This window comes from Variovorax sp. Varisp41, assembly GCF_047325085.1.
GTDB lineage: Bacteria > Pseudomonadota > Gammaproteobacteria > Burkholderiales > Burkholderiaceae_C > Variovorax.
Genome location: NZ_CP168540.1, coordinates 5,372,214 through 5,398,670 on the forward strand (window position 1 = coordinate 5,372,214; position 26,457 = coordinate 5,398,670).

Below are 26,457 nucleotides of genomic sequence, written 5' to 3' on the forward strand. Positions count from 1 at the left end.
GCCGGGGGGCGCGGTATTTCGGATGCGTCGAGGCGGGAGGCCAGCATGCAAGCTTCAGTGGATTTCAGGCAGCTCGTCGAAGGGGCTGGCGATGCCATCATGGTGTGCGATGCGGCCGGGGCCATCGTTCTGTGGAACCCCGCGGCCGAACGCATCTTCGGCTTCACCGAAGCCGAGGCGCTGGGTCGCTCGCTCGACCTCATCATTCCCGAGCGCCAGCGGCAGCGCCACTGGGACGGCTACCACAAGACCATGGACACCGGCATCACCAAATACGGTGCCGATCTGCTGCGCGTGCCGGCCCTGCACAAGGACGGCCGCACCTTGTCGATCGCCTTCACGGTGTCGATGCTGTTTTCGCCGGAACGCCAGGTCTCGGGCATCGTCGCCATCGTCCGCGACGAGACAGCCCGATTCGCGGAAGAGCGCAAACTGCGCGCTCGTCTGCTAGAAGCGGAAACCACGATCAAAGAAGGAGACAGTCGATGAGTCAAGCGCTGGAGGGTGTCCGCATCCTCGATTTCACCCACGTGCAGTCCGGCCCCACCTGCACGCAGCTGCTGGCCTGGTTCGGCGCCGACGTCATCAAGGTCGAGCGCGCCGGAGAAGGCGATGCCACGCGCGGCCAGCTGCGCGACATTCCCGGTGTGGACAGCCTCTACTTCACGATGCTGAACCACAACAAGCGCTCGATCACGCTCGACACCAAGAACCCCAAGGGTCGCCAGGTGCTCGACGAGCTGATCAAGACCTGCGACGTGCTGGTCGAGAACTTCGCGCCCGGCGCGCTCGACCGCATGGGCATCACCTGGGAACACATCCAGAAGCTCAACCCGCGCATGATTGTGGCCTCGGTCAAGGGCTTCGGCCCCGGCAAGTACGCCGACTGCAAGGTCTACGAGAACGTGGCGCAGTGCGCCGGCGGCGCGGCGTCGACCACCGGTTTCGAGGACGGCCCGCCGATGGTGACCGGCGCCCAGATCGGCGACAGCGGTACCGGACTGCACCTCGCGCTCGGCATCCTGGCGGCACTGTTCCAGCGCAACAGCACCGGCCGCGGCCAGAAGGTGCTGGCGCCGATGCAGGACGCGGTGCTCAACCTGTGCCGCGTGAAGATGCGCGACCAGCAGCGGCTGGAACGCACGGGCACCATGCACGAATATCCGCAATATCCCGACGGCAAGTTCGGCGACGCGGTGCCGCGCGCGGGCAATGCCTCGGGCGGCGGCCAGCCCGGCTCGATCCTCAAGTGCAAGGGCTGGGAGACCGACCCCAACGCCTACATCTACTTCATCACGCAGGCGGCCGTGTGGCCGGCGGTGTGCAAGGTGATCGGCGAGGAAGGCTGGATCACCGACGAGGCCTACGCCACGCCGGCCGCGCGCCTCTTGCACCTGAAGCCGATCTTCGCGCGCATCGAGCAATGGACCATGACCAAGGACAAGTTCGAGGCCATGGACATCCTGAACCAGTACGACATTCCGTGCGGGCCGATCCTCTCGATGAAGGAGATCGCCGCCGACGAATCGCTGCGCGAGACCGGGACCATCGTCGAGGTCGACCATCCCACGCGCGGCAAGTACCTGACGGTGGGCAATCCGATCAAGCTGTCGGACAGCCCCACCGAGGTGAAGCGCTCGCCGCTCCTGGGCGAGCACACCGAGGAAGTGCTGATGCAGCTGGGCTACGGCCTGGAAGACGTGGCGGCGCTGCGCGCCGAACGCGTGATCTGACGACGAAGAACGCGGCGCGGTAATTCCGCGCCAATTCGAACGAATCCGCAATTGATTCGCCGATGGCATTGCCGGCGGCGAAGGGATTCGTTCGTCTTCTCTATTCAATTGAATTGGAGCCATGCATAACTCCAAATGAATGCTCTCAATAAAATAGTTTGACTGTTATTTATCGTTCTGCACTTCTACAGTTTGAACATGCCGGCAAGTCATTCAATTCACCGCACGGCAGTCATTCGAAAGGAGCAGACCATGCAGAACCTCACGCCCGTTCAATACTGGCTCGATGAAACCGAACGCAATGCCTACAACGCCGCCTTCTACGAACTGGGGCTGCGCTGGCACTGGGATCGTCAAACTTATTGCGACCTGATGGGCACGGCGCAGGAACCCGAAAAGCGCATTGGCCATTATCTCGAGGCGAATCATCCGCATCTGCTGCGCGCCTACGACGCCGCATTCCTGGCCGATGCGATCGAACAGAAGAAGGAAGCCTACAAGCGCCGCGAAGGCGAAGGTTCCGCGCCGCTTTCCAGGCGCCATTTTAATTGGGCCGAATGCCGCGGTGCCGAACTCGGCGCCTGAATTGCAATTGAATTGAATAGATCAAACAACGGCTGATTCGATGAACATCCACGAATACCAGGGCAAGGAAGTGCTGCGCCGCCATGGCGTGGCGACGCCGCGCGGTTTCGTCTGCCGCACGAGCGACGAGGCGGCCGATGCCGCGGCCCGGCTCGGCGGGCGTTCGTGGGTGGTGAAGGCGCAGATCCATGCGGGCGGCCGCGGCAAGGGCGGCGGCGTGAAGCTGGCCTGGTCGGGCGCGGAAGTGCGCCGCCATGCGCAGGCGCTGCTCGGCATGACGCTGCGCACGCACCAGACGGGACCCGAAGGCCGGGTGGTGAGGCAACTGCTGGTCGAGGAGGGGGTGGAGATCGACCAGGAGTTCTACCTCGGGATGGTGGTCGACCGCGGTGCGCGGCGCGTGGCGCTGATGGCGTCGAGCGAAGGCGGGATGGACATCGAGGAGGTGGCCGCGCGTTCGCCCGAGAAGATCCACACGCTGTTCATCGACCCCGAGACGGGGATCAGGGCGGTCGAGGCCGATGCGCTCGCACGCTCGATCGGGCTCGCGGGCCGCGACGTGGTGCAGGCACGCGAGTTCATGCAGAAGCTCTACCAGGCCTTCGACGCGAGCGACGCCTCGCTGGCCGAGATCAACCCGCTGGTGCGCACGCGCGACGGCCGGCTGATGGCGCTCGACGCCAAGCTCAGCTTCGATCCGAACGCGCTGTTCCGCCAGCCCGAGATCGCCGCGATGCGCGACCTCGACGAGGAGGATCCGACGGAGATCGAAGCCTCGAAGTTCGACCTGTCGTACATCTCGCTGGACGGCGACATCGGCTGCCTGGTGAATGGCGCGGGCCTCGCGATGGCGACGATGGACGCGATCAAGCTCTATGGCGGATCGCCGGCCAACTTCCTCGACGTGGGCGGCGGCGCGAGCGTGGAGAAGGTCACCGCGGCGTTCCAGCTGATGCTGCGCAATCCGCGCCTGAAGGCGGTGCTGGTCAACATCTTCGGCGGCATCATGCGCTGCGACGTGATCGCCCACGGCATCGTCGCCGCGGCACGCGAAACGGCCCTCTCGGTGCCGCTGGTGGTGCGCATGAAGGGCACGAACGAGGACCTGGGGCGGACCATCCTCGCGCAGTCGGAGCTTCAGATCATCGGGGCCGAGGACATCGGCGAGGCGGCTCGGCAGGCGGTTGTCGTGGCTCGGGTTCCCAAGGGGCAGCGATGAATTGCTGCTGCTTTTTTCAACGGGCTTTTTGTCGTTCGTTGCGGGCTCGCGCCGACGGGGTACTCCCCTCCGCGAATGTCCCCCGCCCTTCGGGCTCCTCCTTTATTTCGCTGCGAGGAGCACCCCATCGGCGCGCGCCAGACGCGCTGCGCTTGATCGGCCGGCACGACCCGAGCGCCTCCGTGCACAGGGCAGTGGGTGCTTCCCGCAGCGAAATAAAGGAGGAGCCGAAGGCGGGGGACATTCGCGGAGGGAAGTACCCGCTGTCCTGTGCACGCGCCCCGAACAGCAGTTCCAGCAAAACAAGAACAGGCCCCCCAGAGCGGTAAAGGAAAAAGATGTCGATCCTCATCAACCGCCACACCCGCGTCATCACGCAGGGCATCACCGGCAAGACCGGCCAGTTCCACACCCAGGCCTGCCTCGAGTACGGCCACGGGCGCCGCTGCTTCGTGGCCGGCGTCCATCCGACCAAGGCCGGGCAGGCCATGGCCGGCATTCCCATCTACGGCACCGTGAAGGAAGCCAAGGCACGCACCGGCGCCACCGTCTCGGTCATCTACGTGCCCCCGGCCTTCGCCGCCGCCGCCATCGATGAAGCCGTGGATGCCGAACTCGATCTCGTGATCTGCATCACCGAAGGCATTCCGGTGCGCGACATGATCCGTACCCGCCGCCGCATGGAAGGGCGCAAGACCCTGCTGCTCGGGCCCAACTGCCCCGGCCTCATCGTGCCCGACGAGATCAAGATCGGCATCATGCCGGGCCACATCCACCAGCGCGGCCGCATCGGCGTGGTCTCGCGCTCGGGCACGCTGACCTACGAGGCCGCGAGCCAGCTCGGGCGCTTCGGCATCGGCCAGTCGACCGTGGTCGGCATCGGCGGCGATCCGGTCGGCGGGCTGCGGCACATCGACGTGCTGAAGATGTTCAACGACGACCCGCGCACCGACGCCGTCATCATGGTCGGCGAGATCGGCGGCGATGCCGAGGAAGAGTGCGCGCACTGGATCCACGCCCACATGCGCAAGCCCGTGGTCGGCTTCATCGCCGGCGCCAGCGCGCCGCCCGGCAAGCGCATGGGCCATGCGGGCGCCATCATTTCCGGCGGCAAGGGCACGGCGCACGAGAAGCTCGCCGTCATGAGGGCCTGCGGCATCCACGTGACCGACAACCCGGCCGACATGGGGAAGCTGCTGGCCTCGCTGGTCGTCCCCGACTACCTGCCGTTCGACTAGGGCCTGTTAACACTATGCAAGGGGTCGCGAAGCTCGCCAAAGCCCGCCCATCAAGGCGCGTGACGACGCGTGTGCGTCCGCACACGCTAGGAGCGCAACGCCGAGGGGCGGGCTTTGGCGAGCTTCCTTCGGGTTGCCCCGCAAAGGGGCCGTCTGCGGCGTTGCCCGCGCTTGCAAGGCATCAGCCTTGCTGCGCGCGGGCGCCTTGCATCCAGCCCCTTTGCGGGGCAACGCGACCCCTTGCATAGTGTTAACAGGCCCTAGGCCGCGCACCCGCGCAGCGCCTGTCGGCCCACCCGCATTCACAGCATCAAAAGAAAGCACAACATGCCACAACGTTGGGTCCGTTTCGAACACGCCGGAGAAGCCGCCTTCGGCACCCTGGAGGACGACGCCGTGCGCGAGTATCGCGGCGACATGTACGGCACGCCCGAGCCCACCGGCCGCGTGTTCGCGCTGGCCGGCCTGCGCCTCTTGTCGCCGAGCGAGCCGACCAAGGTCATCGCGCTGTGGAACAACTTCCACGCGCTCGGCGAGAAGCTCAAGCTCGCCGTGCCCGAGGAGCCGCTCTACCTGTTGAAGGCACCGAACTCCTTCTCGGCCCACGAGGCGCCGATCCGCAAGCCGCTGTGCGACGGCAAGGTCGTGTTCGAGGGCGAGCTCGGCATCGTCATCGGCAAGACCGCCACCGCCGTCTCCGAGGAACGCGCGCTCGAGCACGTGTTCGGCTACACCTGCGCCAACGACGTCACCGTGGCCGACATCCTGAACCGCGATGCCTCGTTCGCGCAGTGGGTGCGCGCCAAGGGCTTCGACACCTTCTGCCCCATGGGCCCGGCCATCGCCACCGGCCTCGATCCCGCCACGCTGGTGGTGCGCACCGTGCTCAATGGCGAGGAGCGGCAGAACTATCCCGTAAGCGACATGCGCTTTTCCGTGCAGCGGCTGGTCAGCCTCATCTCGCAGGACATGAGCCTGCATCCCGGCGACGTGATCCTGTGCGGCACGTCCGTGGGCGTGGGCTCGATGAAGCCCGGCAGCCTGGTCGAAGTGGCGATCGACGGCATTGGCCGCCTCTCGAATCGCTTCGGCTGACGCGAAGAATTTCAACTCTTGGGGATCGACATGAAGATAGCAATCATCGGCGCGGGGGCCATCGGCGGCCTGGTGGGCGCCAAACTCGCGCTGGCCGGGGAGGACGTGACCTTCATCGTGCGCGGCGCCAACCTCCAGGCCATCGGCGCCAACGGCATCAAGCTGGTGTCGGCCGAGGGCGAGGAGCAGGTGGCGCGCAACGTGCGGGCCACCGACCGCTACGACGAGGCGGGGCCGCAGGACCTCGTGATCCTCGCGATGAAGGCGCACCAGGTCGAGGCCGTGGCCGACGACGTGGCCAAGCTCTTCGGGCCCGAGACCGCGGTCGTGACCATGCAGAACGGCATTCCCTACTGGTACTTCCAGAAGCACGGCGGCGTGCTCGAGGGCACCACCGTGCGCAGCGTCGATCCGCAGGGCGTGCTCAACACCAAGATCCCGCCGCGGCGCGTGATCGGCTGCGTGGTCTATCCGGCCTCGGAGCTGATCGCGCCCGGCGTCATCAAGCACATCGAGGGCGACCGCTTCCCGGTCGGCGAACTCGACGGCACGACCACCGAGCGCGTCGAGCGCATCGCGGCCTGCTTCGCCAACGCGGGCTTCAAGGCACCGGTGCTCGACAACATCCGCGCCGAGATCTGGCTCAAGCTCTGGGGCAACCTGACCTTCAACCCGATCAGCAGCCTCTCGCACTCGACCCTGGTCGACATCTGCCAGTACCCGCCCTCGCGCGAACTCGCGGCCGCGATGATGCGCGAGGCCCAGGCCGTGGCGCACAAGCTCGGCATCGAGTTCCGCGTCACGCTCGAGAAGCGCATCGCGGGCGCCGAGAAGGTCGGCAAGCACAAGACCTCGATGCTGCAGGACGTGGAAGCCGGCCGCGCGCCCGAGATCGACGCGCTGGTCGGCGCGGTGGTCGAGCTCGCGCGGCTCACCGAGACCTCGACCCCCCACATCGACACCGTGTATTCGCTCGTGAAGCTGCTCGCGCGAACCATGGAAGAACAGCGCGGCCAGGTCCGGCTGCGCGAACTCGCCTGAGGACACCGACACCATGCGACGCCTTCGCAGCGCCAAGATCGTGGCCACGCTCGGTCCCGCCACTTCCGACGAGCCCGCGATCCGCGCGCTGTTCGAGCGTGGCGTGGACGTGTTCCGCCTCAACTTCAGCCACGGCACGCAGCACGACCATGCGCGCCGCCTCGAGACCATCCGCCGGCTCGAGAAGGAATTCGGTCGGCCGATCGGCGTGCTGCTCGACCTGCAGGGGCCGAAGCTGCGGCTGGGCACCTTCGAGGGCGGCCGTGCGCAGCTCGAGGCGCTCGCGCGCTTCCGGCTCGACATGGACCGCGCGAGCGGCAACGGCCGCCGCGCGCCGCTGCCGCATCCCGAGATCTTCGCCGCGCTGCAGGAAGGCACCGAGCTGCTGCTCGACGACGGCAAGCTGCGGCTGCGCGTCGACCGCCACGGCGCCGACTTCGCCGAGACCACCGTGCTGGTGGGCGGCCCCATCTCCGACCGCAAGGGCGTCAACGTGCCCAGCGTGCTGCTGCCGATCTCGCCGCTGACGCCGAAGGACCGCGACGATCTCGACGTCGGCCTCGCGATGGGCGTGGATTGGGTGGCGCTGTCGTTCGTACAGCGGCCCGAGGACATCGACGAGGCGCGCGAGATCATCGGCACGCGCGCGGCCATCATGGCCAAGCTCGAGAAGCCCGCGGCGATCGAGCACCTCGACGCCATCGTCGAGCGCTGCGACGGCATCATGGTCGCGCGCGGCGACCTCGGCGTGGAGTTGCCGCCCGAGCGCGTGCCCGAGCTGCAGCGCCAGATCGTGCGCGCCTGCCGGCTGCGCGGCAAGCCGGTGGTGGTGGCCACGCAGATGCTCGAGTCGATGATCGCCGCGCCGGTGCCCACGCGCGCCGAGGTGTCGGACGTGGCGACCGCGGTCTACGACGGCGTCGACGCGGTGATGCTCTCGGCCGAGTCGGCCTCGGGCAAGTACCCGCTCGAGGCCGTGGCGATGATGGACCGCATCGTCGCGCGCGTGGAGGCCGATCCCTCGTACCGCACCGGCATCGACGCCACGCACGAGAGCGCGCAGTCGACCACCGCCGACGCGGTCTGCACCTCGATGCGCCAGGTGGCCGCGCTGCTCGCGCCGGCCGCCACCGTGACCTACACCTCCTCGGGCTTCACCAGCCTGCGCGCGGCGCGCGAGCGGCCCGCGGTGCCGATCCTGAGCCTCACTCCCGACATGGCGACCGCGCGCCGCATGGCGATGGTGTGGGGCGTGCATGCGGTGCTGGTGGACGACGTGCACGACGTGGGCGAGATGATCGAGTGCGCCTGCCGCACCGCGCATGCCGAGGGCTTCGCGCAGCCCGGCCAGAAGGTGGTGGTGGTGGCGGGCCTGCCCTTCGGCAAGTCGGGCACCACCAACCTGCTGCACGTCGCGCGTATTCCAAACCATTCCTGATCGCGAATACTTGACCGCGGTCATGCGGCGCGCGCGCCGCCGGCCATAGCATGGGACTTCCGAACGAAGCAGTTCTCCAGGAATCCCCATGAAGCACGCGACCCTGCGCCAGTTGAAGGTTTTCGAGGCGGTGGCGCGGCTCCTGAGCTTTTCGCGCGCGGCCGAGGAGCTGCACCTCACGCAGCCCGCGGTGTCGACGCAGGTGCGCAAGCTCGAGGACCACGCCGGCAACACGCTGTTCGAGCAGTTCGGCAAGAAGGTCTATCTCACGGCCGCGGGCACCGAGCTGCTGCAGCTCAGCCGCGCGATCATCCAGCAGTTCGAGGCGGCCGAGAACGCGATGCTGCAGTTCAAGGGCATCTCGGGCGGCAAGCTCAACGTGGGCGTGATCAGCGCGGGCGACTACTTCTTTCCGCGCCTGCTGGTGGAGTTCGCGGGCCGGCACCGCGGCGTGACCCTGAACTTCACCGTGCACAACCGCGAGGGCCTGCTCACGCACATCGCCGAGAACCTCACCGACCTCGCGATCATGGTGCGGCCGCCCACCGACCTCGACACACTGAACCAGCCCTTCGCGCCGCACCCTTACGTGATCATCGCGGCGCCCACGCATCCGCTGGTGGGCGTGAAGGGCGTGCCGCTCAAGCGGCTGATCCGCGAGCCCTTCGTGGTGCGCGAGCGCGCGTCCGACACCTGGCATTCGATGGAGGAGGGCTTCGGCGCCGCGCTGAGCGAGATCAACATCGCGATGGAGATCCGCAGCACCGAGACCATCAAGCAGGCGGTGATCGCGGGCATGGGCGTGAGCTTCGTGTCGGCCCACACCATCAGCCAGGAGCTGCGCGCGGGCAGCGTGCGGGTGCTCGACGTGCAGGGCTTTCCGCTGATGCTCAACTGGTACGTGGTGCACCGCCGCGGCAAGCGGCTGCCGCCGGTGGCGCAGGCCTTCAAGGACTTCCTGCTGCACGACGGCACCGCGCTGATCTCGCAGATCGTGCCCTTCGATCCGGCGATCTGAAGGCGAAAAAAAAGAGCGCCGAGAGCGCTCTTTTTTTTGGAGGTGGAGCCTCGAGGGCTCCGGCTCTCAACGCTGTTGCAGCGCGGCGCGCACGGCCTTGGCGAAGATCACGATCGGCAGCGCGGCGATCAGGTCGCGCAGCACGCCGTTCGAGGCGAAGGAGGGGGCCTTGAGGGCGGTGGAATTCAGTGCGGTGTTGTTCATGGATGTGCTCCGAATGCGGGTGAGTGACGGGGTGGGTGGGAATGCGAACCTCTGAATTATAGGGTTTACCCTGGATTAGGGCAAACCACGAGTGACATGCCCATTTCGCGAGCAGGGCACGCGGAGGCACTCCAGAGTGGGCTGCGATGCGGTCGACCTGATCGCGAGGGGCATGCCGAAGACGCCACCGACTTGCATCAAGCGACGCGATCTCATCGCGCGCTAAGACGGCCATGCTAGGGAATTCACGGGGGTCCCGAGCGGGCTCCCTTCGAGGGAACTTGACGAGGGTCAAGAGTTTTTGGGTCGCTCCATCCGACAGTCATCCGCACGCAGGAGGCTGCGGGTCGAAGGTGCCGCGCAGCGGGGCCGACGGGACCGGAGGATCAGCCGAAGCGTGTCGATTGCGCGATGCGACGCCGTACTTGTTCGCATCTCCGCTTCGGGGACCGGTGACTCGAAACGAAACCGGCGGCGCCTCGATGCGATCCGCCGGACTTCAACTCAAACACAAAGATGAAGGACATTCAATGACTCGGCAAACGACCACGATCGCGGGTGCGAACCCCGCGATCTACTCCCCCTCGGGACACCATGGCGCCGCGGCGGCGCAGCGCTCGCAGAGCTACCGATGGGGGCAGCTCCTGATCGGCATCGTGTGCATGGCGATGATCGCCAACCTCCAATACGGCTGGACCCTGTTCGTCAACCCGATCGCGGAGAAACACGGCTGGAGCCGCGCCGCGATCCAGGTGGCCTTCACCATCTTCGTGCTCACCGAGACCTGGCTGGTGCCGATCGAGGGCTACCTGGTCGACCGCTTCGGCCCGCGTCCCGTGGTGCTGGTGGGCGGCGTGCTCTGCGGCATCGGCTGGGTGATGAACTCCTTCGCGGCCTCGCTGCCGGTGCTCTACATCGCGGCGGCCATCGGCGGCATCGGCGCGGGCGCGGTCTACGGCACCTGCGTGGGCAATGCGCTCAAGTGGTTCCCCGACCGGCGCGGCCTCGCGGCGGGCATGACCGCGGCCGGCTTCGGCGCGGGCTCGGCGCTCACCATCATCCCGATCTCGGCCATGATCAAGAACAGCGGCTACGAGGCCGCCTTCCTGTACTTTGGGATCGGGCAGGGACTGATCGTGTTCCTGCTCGCATGGATGCTGACGCGCGCGCCCGAGCATTCGAAGGCCGTGAACACCCGCAACGTGCAGCAGTCGCGCCGCGACTACGCGCCCTCCGAGGTGCTGCGCTCGCCCGTGTTCTGGGTGATGTACGCGATGTTCGTGATGGTGGCCGCCGGCGGCCTGATGGCGACCGCGCAGCTCGCGCCGATCGCCAAGGACTTCAAGATCATCGACGTGCCGGTGAACATCATGGGCCTGGTGCTGCCCGCGCTGACCTTCGCGCTGGCGATCGACCGCGTGCTCAACGGCCTGACGCGGCCGTTCTTCGGCTGGGTGTCGGACAAGATCGGCCGCGAGCAGACCATGTTCATCGCCTTCGCGATCGAGGCGGTCGGCATCCTGATGCTCTACAAGTACGGCCACAACCCGCTGCTGTTCGTGGTGCTGACCGGCATGGTGTTCTTCGCCTGGGGCGAGATCTACAGCCTCTTCCCCTCGACCTGCGCCGACACCTTCGGCGGCAAGTACGCGGCTTCGAACGCCGGCATGCTCTACACCGCCAAGGGCACGGCCTCGCTGCTGGTGCCGCTGTCGAGCGTGCTGGCCGCGAGCACCGGCAGCTGGGAGGCGGTGTTCTTCGTCGCGAGCGGCGTCAATGCCGTTGCCGCGCTGATGGCCTGGTTCGTGCTGCGCCCGATGCGCCGCAAGCACATCGAACGCAGCGAACTCCCGCACTGAGCGCCGACGGGTCGCGAGCCGCTACCATCGACGCCTTTGTCCAGGAGAACGGCGTGACCCTCTACAGACTCGACGAGCATGAACCGTCCATCGACGCCAGCGCGCGCGTGGCGGACACGGCGAGCGTGATCGGCCAGGTCGTGCTCGGCGCGCGCAGCAGCATCGGGCCGCGCTGCGTGCTGCGCGGCGACAACGAGCCCATCACCGTGGGCGCGGGCAGCCACCTCGAGGACGGCGTGATGCTGCATGCCGACCCCGGCTTCCCGATGACCATCGGCGCCGACGTGACGGTCGAGCGGCACGTGATGCTGCACGGCTGCACCATCGGCGACGGTTCGGTGGTCGGCGAGGACACCGTGGCGCTCAACGGCGCGGTGGTGGGGCGCGAATGCATCGTCGCCACCGGCGCGCTGCTGACCGAGGGCAAGGTCTTTCCCGACCGCTCTCTGATCTCGGGCCGCCCGGCCAAGGTCACGGGCCAGGTCGACGATGCCGAGGCCGCGCGCCTCGTGCAGCGCGCGCGCGAACTGGTCGCGCGCTGATCCGCGCGGGGCCGCCGGCGCGAACGGCCCCGCGTTCTTCCCTTTCCGTTCCCGCGCACCGCGACGGATTCGCGCGCGGAATATCTCGGTGTTGCGAACGGTTCGCACGCATCCCCGAAAGGCCCCCGGATATTCCGGCCGCGGCCCAGCGAAAGAGGCCTTTTCACAGGGCTCGCTCGCATTGACACCACCCCTGTTTCGATGGAAATTGACCTGCGTCAAGGTCATCCGCGCGCGATTCATCGACAGTGAATCCCGAGGCAGATGACCGCGCGCGGCTTCCGGTCCCCGCACAGGGAGGCGAGCGCGAATCGACGCCACGATGACAACGGATCCGCCGGCAGGCAGACAGCGGCGGACCGGTAACGGCACCAGATCGGACGGGACCATGACAACAGAAGCGCTGAACGCGTACGTAGCACGGCAGCCGGCCATCCGCGCATCGCGCGTGGAGGCTGGCCAATGAGCGAGGCCCTGCGACTTTCCGCGGCCGACGAACTGGCCGAGGTGCGCCGCGTGCTCGCCGCGCATGCGGACGAACAGGGCGCGTTGCTGCCGATCCTGCACGAGGTGCAGGACACGCTGGGCTACGTGCCCTCGCATGCGGTGCAGACCATCGCCGACGCGCAGAACCTCTCGCGCGCCGAGGTGCATGGCGTGATCACCTACTACCACCACTTCCGCGCCGAGCCGCCGGGCCGGCACGTGATCCAGATCTGCCGCGCCGAGGCCTGCCAGTCGATGGGCGCCGATGCGCTGCTCGCGCATGCCGAGAAGCACCTGGGCTGCGCGGTGCACGGCACCACCAAGGACGGTGCCTTCACGCTCGAGCCGGCGTTCTGCCTCGGCCTGTGCGCCTCCTCGCCCGCGATGACGCTCGACGAGGAGCCGCATGCGCGCGTCACGCCGATCCGTTTCGAAACGCTGGTCGCACAGGCGGGAGATTGCGCATGAACGCCGCCGTGAAGATCTACGTGCCGCGCGATTCCGCGGCGCTCGCGGTCGGCGCCAATGCCGTGGCCCAGCGCATCGCGCAGGAAGCCGCCGCGCGCGGCCTCGCGATCGAGCTGGTGCGCAACGGCTCGCGCGGCATGCTGTGGCTCGAGCCGCTGGTCGAGGTCGAAACGCCCGCGGGCCGCATGGCCTACGGCCCGGTCACGGTCGAGGAGGTGCCGGCGCTGCTCGACGCCGGCCTGGCCACGGGCGCGCGTTCGCATCCCTTGTCGCTCGGTCCCACCGACGAGATTCCCTACCTGAAGAAGCAGGAGCGCCTGACCTTCGCGCGCGTCGGCATCACCGACCCCGTGTCGCTGACCGACTACCAGGCGCACGAGGGCTATGCGGGCCTGCGCGCCGCGCTCGCGATGGCGCCGGCCGACATCGTGCAGCAGGTGCTCGACTCGGGCCTGCGCGGCCGCGGCGGCGCGGCCTTCCCGGCCGGCATCAAGTGGAAGACGGTGCTCAACACGCCGTCCGAACAGAAGTACATCGTCTGCAATGCCGACGAGGGCGACTCGGGCACCTTCTCCGACCGCATGACGATGGAGGGCGACCCCTTCGTGCTGATCGAGGGCATGACCATCGCGGGCATCGCCACCGGCGCGACGCAGGGCTACATCTACGTGCGCTCCGAGTACCCGCATGCGATCGCCGCGCTCAACGAGGCGATCCGCCACGCGGAGGCCGCGGGCTTCCTCGGCGACAACGTGCTGCGCTCGGGCAAGCGCTTCCGGCTCGCGGTGCGCAAGGGCGCCGGCTCCTACGTCTGCGGCGAGGAGACGGCGCTGCTCGAGAGCCTCGAGGGCAAGCGCGGCATCGTGCGCGCCAAGCCGCCGCTGCCGGCCATCGAGGGCCTGTTCGGCCAGCCCACGCTGATCAACAACGTGATCACGCTGGCCAGCGTGCCGATCATCCTGGCGCGCGGCGCCACCTTCTACCGCGACTACGGCGTGGGCCGCTCGCGCGGCACCTTGCCGATGCAGCTGGCCGGCAACATCAAGCACGGAGGGCTGGTCGAGAAGGCCTTCGGCGTGACCCTGCGCGAACTGCTCTACGACTACGGCGGCGGCTCGGCCTCGGGCCGGCCGATCAAGGCGGTGCAGGTCGGCGGCCCGCTGGGCGCCTACCTGCCCGAGTCGCAGTGGGACCTGCCGCTGGACTACGAGGCCTACGCGGCCGTCGGCGGCACCGTGGGCCACGGCGGCATCGTGGTGCACGACGACACGGCCGACCTGTCGAAGCTCGCGCGCTACGCGATGGAGTTCTGCGCGCTCGAGTCGTGCGGCAAGTGCACGCCCTGCCGCATCGGCTCGACGCGCGGCGTCGAGGTCATCGACAAGATCCGCGGCAACCAGAACCGGCCGCAGCAGGTGATCCTGCTGCGCGACCTGTGCAACACCATGGTCCATGGCTCGCTGTGCGCGATGGGCGGCATGACGCCGTTCCCGGTGCTCTCCGCGCTCGACCACTTCCCGCAGGACTTCGGCATCGAGGCACCCGACCGCAAGGCCGCCTGAGCCCCCAGAGAAAGCAAAGACATGTTGAACCATCTCAAGGAAACCGACTACGGCACGCCCAAGCGCGAATCCGAGCGCGAGGTCACGCTGGAGATCGACGGCACCGAGGTCACGGTGCCGGCCGGCACCTCGCTGATGCGCGCGGCCGTCGACGCCGGCATCCAGGTGCCCAAGCTGTGCGCCACCGACAGCCTCGAGCCCTTCGGCTCGTGCCGGCTGTGCCTGGTCGAGATCGAGGGCCGTCGCGGCTTCCCGGCCTCGTGCACCACGCCGGCCGAGGCCGGCATGAAGGTGCGCACCCAGACGCCGAAGCTGCAGGACCTGCGCAAGGGCGTGATGGAGCTCTACATCTCCGACCATCCGCTCGACTGCCTGACCTGCTCGGCCAACGGCAACTGCGAGCTGCAGGACATGGCGGGCGTGACCGGCCTGCGCAACGTGCGCTACGGCTTCGACGGCGCCAACCACATCAAGAGCGAGAAGGACGAGTCGAACCCGTACTTCACCTACGACCCCTCCAAGTGCATCGTGTGCAACCGCTGCGTGCGCGCCTGCGAGGAAACCCAGGGCACCTTCGCGCTGACCATCAGCGGCCGCGGCTTCGAGTCGCGCGTGTCGCCGGGCCAGGACCAGCCCTTCATGGAATCGGAGTGCGTGAGCTGCGGCGCCTGCGTCGAGGCCTGCCCCACCGCCACCCTGCAGGAGAAGTCGGTGATCTGGCTCGGCCAGCCCGAGCACAGCGTGATCACCACCTGCGCCTACTGCGGCGTGGGCTGCGCCTTCAAGGCCGAGATGAAGGGCAACGAGGTGGTGCGCATGGTGCCGTGGAAGGACGGCAAGGCCAACGACGGCCACTCCTGCGTGAAGGGCCGCTTCGCCTGGGGCTATGCCTCGCACCAGGACCGCATGCTCAAGCCCATGATCCGCCAGAAGATCACCGACCCGTGGCAGGAAGTGAGCTGGGACGAGGCCATCAACTACGCGGCCGGCGAGTTCAAGCGCCTGCAGCAGAAGTACGGCCGCAATGCCATCGGCGGCATCACCTCCTCGCGCTGCACCAACGAGGAAACCTACCTGGTGCAGAAGCTGGTGCGCGCGGGCTTCGGCAACAACAACGTCGACACCTGCGCCCGCGTGTGCCATTCGCCCACGGGCTACGGCCTGAAGCAGACGCTGGGCGAATCGGCCGGTACGCAGACCTTCCAGTCGGTCGAGAAGTCCGACGTGATCATGGTCATCGGCGCCAACCCGACCGACGGCCACCCGGTGTTCGCCTCGCGCATGAAGAAGCGGCTGCGCCAGGGCGCGAAGCTGATCGTGGTCGACCCGCGCCGCATCGACATCGTGAAGTCGCCGCACATCCGCGCCGCGCACCATCTGCAGCTGCGCCCCGGCACCAACGTGGCGGTGGTCACGGCGCTGGCGCACGTGATCGTGACCGAAGGCCTGATGGCCGACGAATTCGTGGCCGAGCGCTGCGACACGGCCTCGTTCGCCGAATGGAAGGCCTACGTCGAGCGCCCCGAGCAGTCGCCCGAGGCCACGGAAGCCTTCACCGGCGTGCCGGCCGCCGAGATGCGCGCCGCCGCGCGGCTGTTCGCCACCGCCGGCAACGGCGCCATCTACTACGGCCTGGGCGTGACCGAGCACAGCCAGGGCTCGACCACCGTGATGGGCATCGCCAACCTCGCGATGGTCACCGGCAACGTGGGCCGCGAGGGTGTGGGCGTGAACCCGCTGCGCGGCCAGAACAACGTGCAGGGTTCGTGCGACATGGGCTCGTTCCCGCACGAGCTGCCGGGCTACCGCCACGTCTCGGACAGCACCACGCGCGGTTCCTTCGAGGCCGCCTGGGGCGTGCAGCTCGATCCCGAGCCGGGCCTGCGCATTCCCAACATGTTCGACGCCGCGATCGGCGGCAGCTTCAAGGGCCTGTACTGCGAGGGCGAGGACATCGTGCAGTCCGACCCCAACACCCAGCACGTGGCCGCCGCCATGATGGCGATGGAATGCGTGGTGGTGCAGGACATCTTCCTCAACGAGACCGCCAAGTACGCGCACGTGTTCCTGCCGGGCTCCTCCTTCCTCGAGAAGGACGGCACCTTCACCAACGCCGAGCGCCGCATCTCGCGCGTGCGCAAGGTGATGCCGCCGAAGGCCGGCCTGGCCGACTGGGAAGTCACGGTGAAGCTGGCGAACGCGCTCGGCTATCCGATGAACTACAAGAACCCCGAGGCGATCATGGACGAGATCGCCGCGCTGACGCCGAGCTTCCATGGCGTGAGCTACAAGCGCATCGACGAGCTCGGCAGCATCCAGTGGCCCTGCAACGACGCGGCGCCCGAAGGCACGCCGACCATGCACATCGACAAGTTCGTGCGCGGCAAGGGGCGCTTCATCGTCACGCAGTACGTGCCGACCGACGAGAAGGTCACGCGCCGCTTCCCGCTGCTGCTGACCACCGGGCGCATCCTGTCTCAGTACAACGTGGGCGCGCAGACGCGGCGCACCGACAACAACATGTGGCACGGCGAGGACCGGCTCGAGCTGCATCCGCACGACGCCGAGGAACGCGGCGTGAAGGACGGCGACTGGGTCGGCATCCAGAGCCGCGCGGGCGAGACGGTGCTGCGCGCGACGGTGTCCGAGCGCATGCAGCCGGGCGTGGTCTACACCACCTTCCACTTCCCCGAGTCGGGCGCCAACGTGATCACCACCGACAACTCCGACTGGGCCACCAACTGCCCCGAGTACAAGGTGACGGCGGTGCAGGTGATGCCGGTGATGCAGCCTTCGGCCTGGCAGCAGGAGTACAGCCGCTTCAACCGGGTGCAGAACGAGCTGCTCAATGCGGCCTCGGCGCCCTCGCCCTCGAACGAGACGGTGCCCGCGAAGTAGGGCAGGAGAGCGCAGCGCCATGAACATCGCCACCCTGCCGCTCGCGAGCGCCGACACGGCCGCTTTCTGCGAAGGCGCGCGGCTGCTGCCGGTGCGCGGCGTGCGCGGCGGCCAGCCGTTCGCGGTGCAGGACTGGGTGGCCGAGGAAGTGCCGGTGGCGCTCGAATACAACGGCATCTCGCACGCGGTGATGCTGGCCACGCCGCTCGACCTGGAGGACTTCGCGCTCGGCTTCTCGCTGAGCGAGGGGATCCTCGATGCGGCGCACGAGCTCTACGGCAGCGAGATCGAGAGCGCCGAGCGCGGCATCACGGTGCGGCTCGAGGTCTCGGCGGCCGCGTTCGCGCGCCTCAAGCAGCGGCGCCGCTCGCTGGCCGGGCGCACCGGCTGCGGCCTGTGCGGCACCGAGAGCCTGGCGCAGGTGGCGCGCGAGCTGCCGGTGCTGGCCGCGGGGCCGTCGTTCGAGCGCGCCGCGATCGGTCGCGCGATGGCGCAGTTCCAGTCGCTGCAGACCCTGCAGGAAGCCACGGGCGCGGTGCATGCCGCGGCCTGGTGCTCGGCCGACGGGGAGGTGTCGTGGCTGCGCGAGGACGTGGGCCGCCACAACGCGCTCGACAAGCTGGTGGGCGCGCTCGCGGCCAACGAGGTCGATGCCGCGGCGGGCTTCATCGCCGTGACCAGCCGCGCGAGCTTCGAGATGGTGCAGAAGGCCGCGATGGCCGGCGTCTCGCTGCTGGCGGCGGTGTCGGCGCCGACCTCCTTCGCGGTCGAGACCGCGCAGCGCGCCGGGCTCACGCTGGTGGGTTTCGCGCGGCGCGAGGACCTGGTGGTCTACTGCCACCCGCAGCGCCTGCCGGCCGACACGGTGCCGGCTGCGGCGAACGGGCAGCGCCCGCATTGATGACGAACAACCTCACGACGACAACGAGCGGAGACACAGCGCATGCATGACCAGTCGGTGCAATTGATCAAGATGGCCAACCAGATCGGCACCTTCTTCGAGGCCCAGACCCCGTCGGACGCCGGCGCGGCCACGCAGGCCATCGCGGCGCACCTCAAGTCCTTCTGGGCGCCGAGCATGCGGCTGGCGCTGGTGGAGAGCTTCGACCAGGGCAAGGCGCAGGCGATGCTGCCGATCGTGGCCACGGCCGTGCGCGACCACCGCGCCAAGCTCATGCCCGACGGCGGGCACATGGTGGCGGAGGCGAAGCTGCTCTATCCGCAGGGCGGCGGCGACGCCGGTTGAAACCCCGCTAAACCGCCGCGTGCGACAAGGCCTTCGCCTCGCGCCGCTCGGCATTGCGCGCGCGGCGCCGCTCATGCGCCTGCAGCAGCGCTTCGTAATAGAGGCCCAGCGGCATCGCCACGAACACCATGCCCGCGACGTAGATCACGAGGCTGGCGATGGGGAAGCTGTCGCCGCCCCAGTGGGGAACGGAGGCCGCCGCGGCGATGGCCGCGACGACCGCGATCGCGGCGCGGAAAGCGCCGCGCAACCAGGCGATGCGGGTTTCGTCACCCTGCGGTGCATCGTCTGCCGGACGGTCTGATGCCGTGTTCCTCCCGCCTTTGTCTCCGTGCTCGTTCATCGTCGGCTCCTTGGAAGGCGTCTTCGATGATTCTTATCACGCGCCATCGCGGGGTCAAGATCGAAGTCCCGTACGAAACGCGGCTTCGCGCATGACGCGCGCGCCGCATGCGAACCTCAGTCGTACTTCACGGTGTAGATCAGGTCGAGGCCGCTGGTCTGCCCGGCCTGGCCGCGCAAGGTGAGGCGCTGCGTGAGGTCGTAGAAGATGAACAGCGTGCCGAAGGTGCCGCCGATGCTGCGCTCGTAGGTGACGTAGAAGTCCTTCGACAGCCGCTTGCCGAAGGTGACGGCCGAATCGCGCACGTCGCCGCCGCTGCCCGGGCCCTTGAAGCCCAGTTCGTCGAGGCCGAAGCGGCTGGCCAGGCTGCCGCCGCTGGCGCCCTTGCTGATGCGCCCGAGCAGCGAGAGCGCGGCCTGCTGCAGCAGCGCCGATTCGCCGCCGCTGGTGGCCGAGGCGCGGCCCAGCACCACCCACGACAGCGTCTCGGCGTCGGACAGCGCGGGCTCCGAATAGAGCTTCACGCGCGGCGACTGCGCGCTGCCGCTGATCTGCACGCCGGCGCGCTGCGTGATGTTGGGCCGGATCGCGAGGATGTCGAGCTGCGGGTTGTCGTAGGGGCCGTTGAAGCGCGCGATGCCGGTCTCCACGTCGAGCTGCTGGCCGTAGGCGCGGTACTGGCCCTTCACGGTCTTCACCTCGCCGGTGATGCGCGGCGGCGCGTCGAGCCGCGTGCTGCGGATGTCGAGCTGGCCCTCGAGCCGGGTCGTGATGCCGCGGCCCTGCACCGCGAAGTCGTCGCCGAGGTCGAACTCGACCGAGATGTCGGGCGGCTTCGCGGTCTGCGGCTTCGCGGCCTGGGCCGCCTGCGCATCGCTGCGCGCGGCCTCGCGCTCGCGCGCCTCGGCCGCCTCGCGGTCCTTGGCGGCCGAGCGCACCACCACGTCGCTGCCGAGGCTGGGCGCGGTCTCGTCGGGCAGGATGATCACGGCGCGGTCGGTCTTGAGCTTGCCGCGCACGATGAACTGCCGGTTCTCGAGCCGCGCCTGCAGGTCGCCCGACAGCGTGACCTGGCGGTCGGTGCGCACCAGCACGCGCAGCGCGCGCAGCTCGGCCTGCAGCGCCATGCGGATGCCGGGCGCGCCGGCGGTGGTGCCAGCGCCCGACCAGTTGAGCTCGCCGCGCGCGCTCAGCGTGCCGCCATCGGCGCCGGCCTCGCTGGCCGCGGTGCTGCGGTTGCCGCTCTGGCCCGCGATGCGGGCCGTGCTGCCGGCGCCGCCCTTGAGCGTGAACTCTGCGATCTCGACGCGGTCGCCCGATAGGTTGGCGCGCAGCCGGCCGTCGCGCAGGTCCAGGCCCTCGACCGGCGCGCGCAGCGCCAGCTTGTCGGCGCCCAGCGTGCCGTTCCAGCGCGGCGCCGCGCGGCTGCCCGAGAGCGTGGCGTTGGCGTCGAGCGTGCCCGCCACGCGCCAGCCCGGCGGCGCGAGCATCGACCACACGCCGAGGTTCGGCAGCCTGGCGGCGACGCGGCCCGTGAGCGGCGCATCGGGCGCCCACTGCCAGCCGCCGGCGCGCTGCTGGAAGCGCGTGCCGGCCTCGGCATCGATCTGGCCCGCGCGTTCGCTGTCCCAGGCCAGCGTGGCGCGCACCGCCTCGCCCTGGGCGTCGAGCCGCAGCTCGGCACGCCGCAGCCCGGCCGGCGTGCTGGGGCTCAGGCCGGCCTCGCTGGAATTCATCTTGCGTTCGCTCGCGGTGCCGGTACCGCGGCTCTCGATGCGCGTGATCAGCGCGGCCTCGCCGGCCTGCACGCGGATGTCGCCGCTCTGGCGCGCGAGCCGGGCCTGGGCGCGCAGCGTGTCGCCGGCATCGATGTCCCAGTCGCCGTCGAAGACCAGGTCACCGCTGATGCCGAGCTCGCCGAAGGTGGTGCTGGCGCCGAAGGCCTCGGCCCAGGACATCGGCAGGCCCTTGAGCTCGCCCTTCGACTGCACGCGGAACACGCGGTTGGCGGCGGCGCCGCTCTGGCTGAAGCGCAGCGGCTGCCAGTCGATGCGCACCGTGCCGGGCACGGGCCCGCGCAGGGTGGCGCCGGCGGCCGAGGCCTCGACCTCGAGGCGGTCGCCGCCGGTGCGCACCGTGGCCGTGACCTCGCGGCCGAGCTCGAGCACCCAGGGCGACTTCTGCGTGGCGGGCTGGGCGCTGTCCTGAGCCTGCAGCCGCAGGCTGGCGAGCGCGGCGCGCCATTGGCCGGCGCCCGCGAGGCCGCCGCTGGCGCGCGTGTCGAGCACCAGCTTCTGCGTGCCGGTGGCGGCTTCGCCCTGCAGCGACAGCGTGGCCTGCGCGATGCTGCCCGCGAGCTCGGCGCGCAGCGCGCTCAATTGCACCTGGGTTGCGGCGGCGCCGGCCTGTGCCGCGGGCAGCTGCAGGTCGAGCCTGGGCACCGTGAGGCTGGCCTTCAGGCTCGGCTCGGCGTTGCCGCGCGCGAGCGGCGCGGCGGGGTTCTGCAGCCGGCGCTGGAAGTTCTGCCAGCCCCCCTGCCAGCTCGCGTCGAGCCGGGCCGAGCCCTTCGCGGCGCGGCCCGCGAACAGGCCCGCCATCTCGGGCAGGCTCTCGATCCAGCGCTGCACGGCCTCGGTGTCGTCGATGCGCGCCTTGAGTTCGCCCGTGCCCTGCGTGGGCGCCATGCGGGCGTCGACCTGCGCCTCGGCGCCGGGCATCGCGAGCTTGAGGTTGCCGCTGCCGGCCTGCTCGGCCACGCGCACCTGCAGCTTGCCTTCGACGCTGGCGCGCTGCGCGTCGACGCGCAGCGTGCGCAGGTCCAGCACCTGGTCCTTCCACTGGCCCTGGGCCAGCACGCGGTCGAGCCCGAAGCCCGGCAGCGCCTTGCTGCCGGCGCCGCCCTCGGCACGCAGCGCGAGGTCGAAGCCGATGCCGCCGTTGTCGCCATCGCGCTGCTGCGCGGTGACGCGGCCGCTGATCGGCGCGCCCGAGAGTTCGCTGTACAGCGCGCCCAGCCGCACGCCCTGCACGTCGGCGCGCGCCTGCCAGGGCGCGGGCGCGGGGCTCCAGCGGCCCGCGGCGTCGATGCGGCCGCCGCCCGCGCGCAGCGTGGCCTGCGGGATGTCCCAGTGGGTGCCGTCGTAGCCGACCTGGGCCTGCAGCTGCTCGAGCGGCAGCTTGCCCTGGTCCCACGGGCCGGGCCGCGCGTTGCGCAGGTCGGCCTGGGCCTTCCAGGCGGCGGGGCCGGTGGCGGCATCGGGTTCGAGCGCGACGCTGCCGGTGAGCAGCGTCTGCGGCGCGCCGGGCCACAGGCTCGACGCATCGACGTTGCGCAGGTCGGCCTTGGCCGCGATCACGGGCTGCGGCTGCCAGGGCGCGATGGTGGCCGCGAGCTTGGCCTCCATCGGGGCGTCGGCATCGGGCTCGGCCGGCGCGAGTTCGGCCTGGACGTTCAGGCGCGCGTCGGCGCCCGCGAGCGTGCCCTGGATGCCGGCCTTGGCCAGCACCTCGAGGCTGCGTTCCTCGGGCAGCGGCGCCTTCACGCGGCCGTCGAGCGTCGCCTCGATGGCCATCGGCGCCGCGCCCTGCAGCTTCACGCGCGCGCTGTAGTGGCCCTCGGCGATGTCGACGCCGTCGACGTCGAGCTTGTGTTCGCCGCCGGTGTAGCGGTAGTGGCCCGCGAGCCGTTGCGCCTGCAGCGCGGGCGGGCCGGCCCAGCGCAGGTCGTCGATGCGGAACGGCAGGTCGACCTCGACCGGCAGCACGATCTTCTCGAGCGGTTCGGCGGGCTTGTCGCTCGGTGGGCCGCGGCGTTCGATCAGCAACTGCGCCGCATGCACCTCGCCGAGCTGCACCTTGCGCTCGAACAGCGGCGCGAGCTGCCAGCCGATCTTCGCCTCGCGCACCTCGACCGCGAGGCTCTCGCTCTGCCAGCGCAGCCAGCCGATGCGTCCGCCGGTGCGCAGCGAGCCCGTGACCTCGCGGCTCTCGAGCGTCTGGCCGGCCGGCAGGTAGGCCGCGGCCTTGGCGAGCGCGAAGGCCAGCGACTGGTTCGAGCCCAGCCACCACCAGGCGGCGCCGAGCACCAGCAGCAGCGCGACGAACAGGCCGGCGATGGTCCAGGCCAGCGCGCGCAGGGCGCGGCGGGTGCGCGAGCGCCGGGCCGGCGGCGTCGGTGGAGTGGGGGTCTCGGTCGCTGCGCTCGCCATCGTGCTCAGAAGGTGAAGCCCAGCCGCACGTGCAGCCGGAACTTGCGCGTGTCCACGCCATAGGCCAGGTCGGCCTGCACCGGCCCGACCGGGCTGCGCCAGCGCGTGCCCACGCCCACGCCGACCTTGGGCTTGAGCTCGCTGGGCTTGTCGGCCACCGCGCCGGCATCGACGAACACCACGCTCTCGAAGTCGGTGAGCTTGTCCTTGTAGACGAAGGGGCGCTGCCACTCGAGGCTCAGGACGCCGAGGTAGCGGCCCGCCACGGTCTGGCCGTCGGTGCGCACGGTGCCGATGTCGCGATAGCCGTAGCCGCGCACGGTGGTGTCGCCGCCGGTCAGGAACATCAGGGTGGAGGGGATCTGCGCCGACTCCTTGCCGACCACCGCGCCGGCCTCGGCGCGCAGCTGCAGCCGGCTGCGGCGCGCCAGCGTGGCGGCGTCCTTGTCGTCGGCCCGGCCGATCGGCACGATGCCGAGCCAGCGCGCGTAGGTGCGCGTGAACGGCGACTGCTGGCCGGTCAGCGTGTAGCCCGCGGCCAGCTCGAGCGCGAGGGCCCAGCCGCGCCGCGGCGAGCCGTTGTCGTCGAAGTAGCGTCCGGTCCAGCCCCAGTTGGCGGTCACGGCCGAGGCCGAGGGCGGGGCGTCGGTGCCGCGGTTGGTCGCGTAGTCGTACTGCAGGAAGTAGCTGCGGTCGATGTGGTCGCTGGTCTTGTTGCGCCCGCCGCGCAGCCGGCCGCTGTCGACCACGTAGCTGCCCGACTGCTCGCTCTTGAGCTCGGCGCCCGAGAACCAGCGCCAGCCGTCGTCGCCGGGGATCGCCTTCCACTCGGTGCCCAGCGACTGGATGTCGCGGTCCACCGACAGCCGCGACACCGCGCGCCAGCCCAGCAGCGGCAGCTGGTTGTGGATGTGGTCGATCGACAGCCGCGGCCCGTTGTCGGTGGTGAAGCCCACGCCCAGCACCACCTTCTGCAGCGGTGCCTCGCGCAGCTGCGCGATCACGGGCGCGGCCAGCGGCGTGCCGCTTTCGGTGTCGAGCGTGAGGAACACCGAGTCGAAGTAGCCGCTGCTGGCCAGGCGCTGCTGGGCATCGAGCAGCTTCTGCTGGTCGTAGTCGGCCCCGCTGGGCAGTTGCGCGATGCGGCGGATGCCGTCGGCGCCATAGCGCTGGTTGCCGCGCAGCAGCAGCGGGCCGAACTTGTAGGCCGGGCCCGACTGGTAGGTGGCGCTCAGGCGCGCCTCGTGGCGGTCGGCGTCGACCTCGGCGCGGCTGATCTCGATGTTGCCGGTGGGAAAGCGCTTGGCCGTGAGGCTGCGCAGCGCGACGCCCTTGGCATCGTCCCAGGCCTGCTGGGTGAAGGGCTGGCCGGCGCGCAGCGCCCAGGCGGTGCGGATGGTGTCGCGTTGCGACTCGGCGGCCGGGTCGTCGGCGATCGGGCCGGCATAGCTGATCTGCACGTTGCTCACGGTCGTGATCTCGCCGGGCTCGACGGTGACCACGATCTCGCGCGGCGCCTTGTCGCTCGCGGGCGTCTCGTGCAGCTCGAGCGTGAGCGCGGGCGTGAAGTAGCCCAGCGTGGCGAGCAGCTCGCGCGCATTGGCCTCGGCCGCGACCATCAGGCGCGAGATCTCGGTCGCGCCGAGATCGTCGAGCGTCTTGTAGCGCTGGATCTCGAGATGCAGCGAGAGGTACTCGCGCACGCTGTCGGGGCCGCGCACGTCGACCGAGAAGGCATCGCGGCGCTTGCCGTCCTTGCCCTCCCTCTCGCTGTCCGTGGACGCGCTGGCCGCGCGGTCGCCGCCGTCGCTGACCAGCGCGGGGGTGGACGCGGCCGAGTCGCCCGCGTCCTTTTTCGGCAGCAGGCTGCAGCCTTGCAGAAGCAGGACCCCGGAAAAAAGCAATGCCGGCCAAAACGCCGGCAAGACGACACGAACCACCCTGACCATGGGCGACGATTCTGACAGCATGACCCGGCGCGTCCATGTCGGACGCGTTCGGATACATGGATGTGCGGGCCGAGGAGCCCGCGCGGCCGGGGCTCGGGGGCCGTCAAGGCCCGGTATGCCGGCAGGTCTTTTCGGCTACTTGGAGAGCAGCCGCATCGCCTCTTCGAGGCCGCGCAGGGTCAGCGGGTACATGCGGTTGGACATCAGCTGCTGCATCACCGAGATGCTCTGGCGGTACTGCCACACGCCCTGGGGCTCGGGATTGATCCAGGCGAACTTGGGGAAGGCGTGCGTGAGGCGCTGGATCCACTCGGCGCCGGCTTCCTCGTTGTTGTATTCGACGCTGCCGCCGGGCTGCAGGATCTCGTAGGGGCTCATGGTCGCGTCGCCCACGAAGATCAGCTTGTAGTCCTTGTTGTACTTGCGCAGGATGTCCCAGGTCGCGAACTTCTCCGAGAAGCGGCGGCGGTTGTTCTTCCACATGAAGTCGTAGACGCAGTTGTGGAAGTAGTAGAACTCCAGGTGCTTGAACTCGGTCTTCACGGCCGAGAACAGCTCCTCCACGCGCTGGATGTGCTCGTCCATCGTGCCGCCCACGTCCATCAGCAGCAGAACCTTGACGTTGTTGTGGCGCTCGGGCCGCATCTTGATGTCGAGGAAGCCGGCGTTGGCTGCGGTCGAGTGGATGGTGTCGTCGAGGTCCAGCTCTTCCTCGTGGCCCTCGCGCGCGAACTTGCGCAGCCGGCGCAGCGCGACCTTGATGTTGCGCGTGCCGAGCTCCTGCGTGTCGTCGTAGTCCTTGTACGCGCGCTGGTCCCAGACCTTGACCGCGCTCTTGTTCTTGCCGGCACCGCCGATGCGGATGCCCTGCGGGTTGTAGCCGCCGTGGCCGAAGGGCGAGGTGCCGCCCGTGCCGATCCACTTGCTGCCGCCCTCGTGGCGCTCCTTCTGCTCCTCGAAGCGCTTCTTGAGCGTCTCCATGAGCTCGTCCCAGCCCATCTTCTCGATCTTGGCCTTCTCCTCGGCCGAGAACTCGCGCTCCAGCGTCTTGCGCAGCCAGTCGAGCGGCACTTCCTTGGTGAAGTCGGTCAGCATCTCCACGCCCTTGAAGTAGGCGGCGAAGGCCCGGTCGAACTTGTCGTAGTGCTTCTCGTCCTTCACGAGCGCGGTGCGCGAGAGGTAGTAGAAGTCGTCGAGGCCGTAGGCGTCGTCGGAATTCGGGCCCACCACGTCGGCCTGCAGCGCCTCGAGCAGGGTCAGGTATTCCTTGACGGAGACCGGCAGCTTGGCCGAGCGCAGGGTGTAGAAGAAATCGATCAGCATGG

21 protein-coding genes are annotated in these 26,457 nt (G+C 69.3%); 16 read left to right on the plus strand and 5 right to left on the minus strand.

Features of this window, described 5'->3' with window-relative positions:
• Positions 1-45 precede the first annotated feature (45 nt).
• The 9 genes from ACEN9J_RS24820 to ACEN9J_RS24860 all read left to right on the plus strand — a co-directional run bounded on the left by ACEN9J_RS24820 (position 46) and on the right by ACEN9J_RS24860 (position 9,367).
• The gene (locus ACEN9J_RS24820) at positions 46-489 is read left to right on the plus strand and encodes a PAS domain-containing protein (protein ID WP_208513482.1); all 444 of its coding nucleotides are present in this window, start codon (positions 46-48) and stop codon (positions 487-489) included.
• The gene (gene frc, locus ACEN9J_RS24825; protein ID WP_057590857.1) at positions 486-1,733 is read left to right on the plus strand and encodes a formyl-CoA transferase; all 1,248 of its coding nucleotides are present in this window, start codon (positions 486-488) and stop codon (positions 1,731-1,733) included. The genes ACEN9J_RS24820 and frc overlap by 4 nt, the downstream gene beginning before the upstream one ends.
• Positions 1,734-1,985: 252 nt before the next feature.
• Positions 1,986-2,318: a hypothetical protein gene (locus ACEN9J_RS24830; RefSeq protein WP_413762321.1), complete on the plus strand. Its 333-nt coding sequence runs from the start codon at positions 1,986-1,988 to the stop codon at positions 2,316-2,318.
• A gap of 40 nt (positions 2,319-2,358) precedes the next feature.
• The gene (sucC, locus tag ACEN9J_RS24835) at positions 2,359-3,537 is read left to right on the plus strand and encodes an ADP-forming succinate--CoA ligase subunit beta (RefSeq protein WP_413762322.1); all 1,179 of its coding nucleotides are present in this window, start codon (positions 2,359-2,361) and stop codon (positions 3,535-3,537) included.
• Between the two features lie 338 nt (positions 3,538-3,875).
• Positions 3,876-4,775: a succinate--CoA ligase subunit alpha gene (gene sucD, locus ACEN9J_RS24840; RefSeq protein WP_413762323.1), complete on the plus strand. Its 900-nt coding sequence runs from the start codon at positions 3,876-3,878 to the stop codon at positions 4,773-4,775.
• A gap of 327 nt (positions 4,776-5,102) precedes the next feature.
• Complete coding sequence (locus ACEN9J_RS24845; protein ID WP_413762324.1) at positions 5,103-5,870, plus strand: fumarylacetoacetate hydrolase family protein; 768 nt, start codon at positions 5,103-5,105, stop codon at positions 5,868-5,870.
• 30 nt (positions 5,871-5,900) lie between these two features.
• Positions 5,901-6,911: a 2-dehydropantoate 2-reductase gene (locus ACEN9J_RS24850; protein ID WP_208513479.1), complete on the plus strand. Its 1,011-nt coding sequence runs from the start codon at positions 5,901-5,903 to the stop codon at positions 6,909-6,911.
• Between the two features lie 13 nt (positions 6,912-6,924).
• A complete protein-coding gene (gene pyk / locus ACEN9J_RS24855; RefSeq protein WP_413762325.1) occupies positions 6,925-8,349 on the plus strand; it encodes a pyruvate kinase in 1,425 nt (474 codons plus the stop codon).
• A gap of 88 nt (positions 8,350-8,437) precedes the next feature.
• The gene (locus ACEN9J_RS24860; protein WP_261217699.1) at positions 8,438-9,367 is read left to right on the plus strand and encodes a LysR family transcriptional regulator; all 930 of its coding nucleotides are present in this window, start codon (positions 8,438-8,440) and stop codon (positions 9,365-9,367) included.
• Positions 9,368-9,433: 66 nt separating this feature from the next.
• Here the strand turns inward: ACEN9J_RS24860 and ACEN9J_RS24865 are convergent, their stop codons facing one another.
• Entirely contained in the window at positions 9,434-9,571 is a 138-nt protein-coding gene (locus ACEN9J_RS24865; RefSeq protein WP_172705325.1) for a hypothetical protein, read from the minus strand.
• A 530-nt stretch (positions 9,572-10,101) separates the two neighbouring features.
• On the opposite strand from ACEN9J_RS24865, the gene oxlT reads away from it, so the two are divergent.
• The 7 genes from oxlT (at position 10,102) to ACEN9J_RS24900 (ending at position 18,632) form a co-directional block, all read left to right on the plus strand.
• A complete protein-coding gene (gene oxlT, locus ACEN9J_RS24870; RefSeq protein ID WP_413762326.1) occupies positions 10,102-11,430 on the plus strand; it encodes an oxalate/formate MFS antiporter in 1,329 nt (442 codons plus the stop codon).
• Between the two features lie 53 nt (positions 11,431-11,483).
• Complete coding sequence (locus ACEN9J_RS24875; protein WP_413762327.1) at positions 11,484-11,972, plus strand: gamma carbonic anhydrase family protein; 489 nt, start codon at positions 11,484-11,486, stop codon at positions 11,970-11,972.
• A gap of 462 nt (positions 11,973-12,434) precedes the next feature.
• Complete coding sequence (locus ACEN9J_RS24880) at positions 12,435-12,926, plus strand: formate dehydrogenase subunit gamma (RefSeq protein ID WP_057590867.1); 492 nt, start codon at positions 12,435-12,437, stop codon at positions 12,924-12,926.
• The gene (locus ACEN9J_RS24885) at positions 12,923-14,488 is read left to right on the plus strand and encodes a formate dehydrogenase beta subunit (protein ID WP_413762328.1); all 1,566 of its coding nucleotides are present in this window, start codon (positions 12,923-12,925) and stop codon (positions 14,486-14,488) included. Before ACEN9J_RS24880 ends, ACEN9J_RS24885 begins: the two co-directional genes overlap by 4 nt.
• A gap of 21 nt (positions 14,489-14,509) precedes the next feature.
• Complete coding sequence (gene fdhF, locus ACEN9J_RS24890; protein ID WP_261217688.1) at positions 14,510-17,386, plus strand: formate dehydrogenase subunit alpha; 2,877 nt, start codon at positions 14,510-14,512, stop codon at positions 17,384-17,386.
• A gap of 19 nt (positions 17,387-17,405) precedes the next feature.
• Complete coding sequence (fdhD, locus tag ACEN9J_RS24895) at positions 17,406-18,287, plus strand: formate dehydrogenase accessory sulfurtransferase FdhD (RefSeq protein ID WP_261217679.1); 882 nt, start codon at positions 17,406-17,408, stop codon at positions 18,285-18,287.
• Positions 18,288-18,329: 42 nt separating this feature from the next.
• Entirely contained in the window at positions 18,330-18,632 is a 303-nt protein-coding gene (locus ACEN9J_RS24900; RefSeq protein ID WP_261217677.1) for a formate dehydrogenase subunit delta, read from the plus strand.
• A 7-nt stretch (positions 18,633-18,639) separates the two neighbouring features.
• Here ACEN9J_RS24900 and ACEN9J_RS24905 read toward each other — a convergent pair whose 3' ends face one another.
• From ACEN9J_RS24905 to ACEN9J_RS24920, 4 genes are all read right to left on the minus strand, one after another.
• Positions 18,640-18,975, minus strand: coding sequence for a hypothetical protein (locus tag ACEN9J_RS24905; protein WP_057590872.1), 336 nt, complete (start codon positions 18,973-18,975; stop codon positions 18,640-18,642).
• A 116-nt stretch (positions 18,976-19,091) separates the two neighbouring features.
• Complete coding sequence (locus ACEN9J_RS24910; protein ID WP_413762329.1) at positions 19,092-23,183, minus strand: translocation/assembly module TamB domain-containing protein; 4,092 nt, start codon at positions 23,181-23,183, stop codon at positions 19,092-19,094.
• Between the two features lie 5 nt (positions 23,184-23,188).
• Positions 23,189-25,132, minus strand: coding sequence for an autotransporter assembly complex protein TamA (locus tag ACEN9J_RS24915; protein WP_057590874.1), 1,944 nt, complete (start codon positions 25,130-25,132; stop codon positions 23,189-23,191).
• A 135-nt stretch (positions 25,133-25,267) separates the two neighbouring features.
• Positions 25,268-26,455, minus strand: a complete 1,188-nt coding sequence (locus ACEN9J_RS24920; protein ID WP_057590875.1) for a vWA domain-containing protein — start codon at positions 26,453-26,455, stop codon at positions 25,268-25,270.
• Between the last annotated feature and the right edge of the window lie 2 nt (positions 26,456-26,457).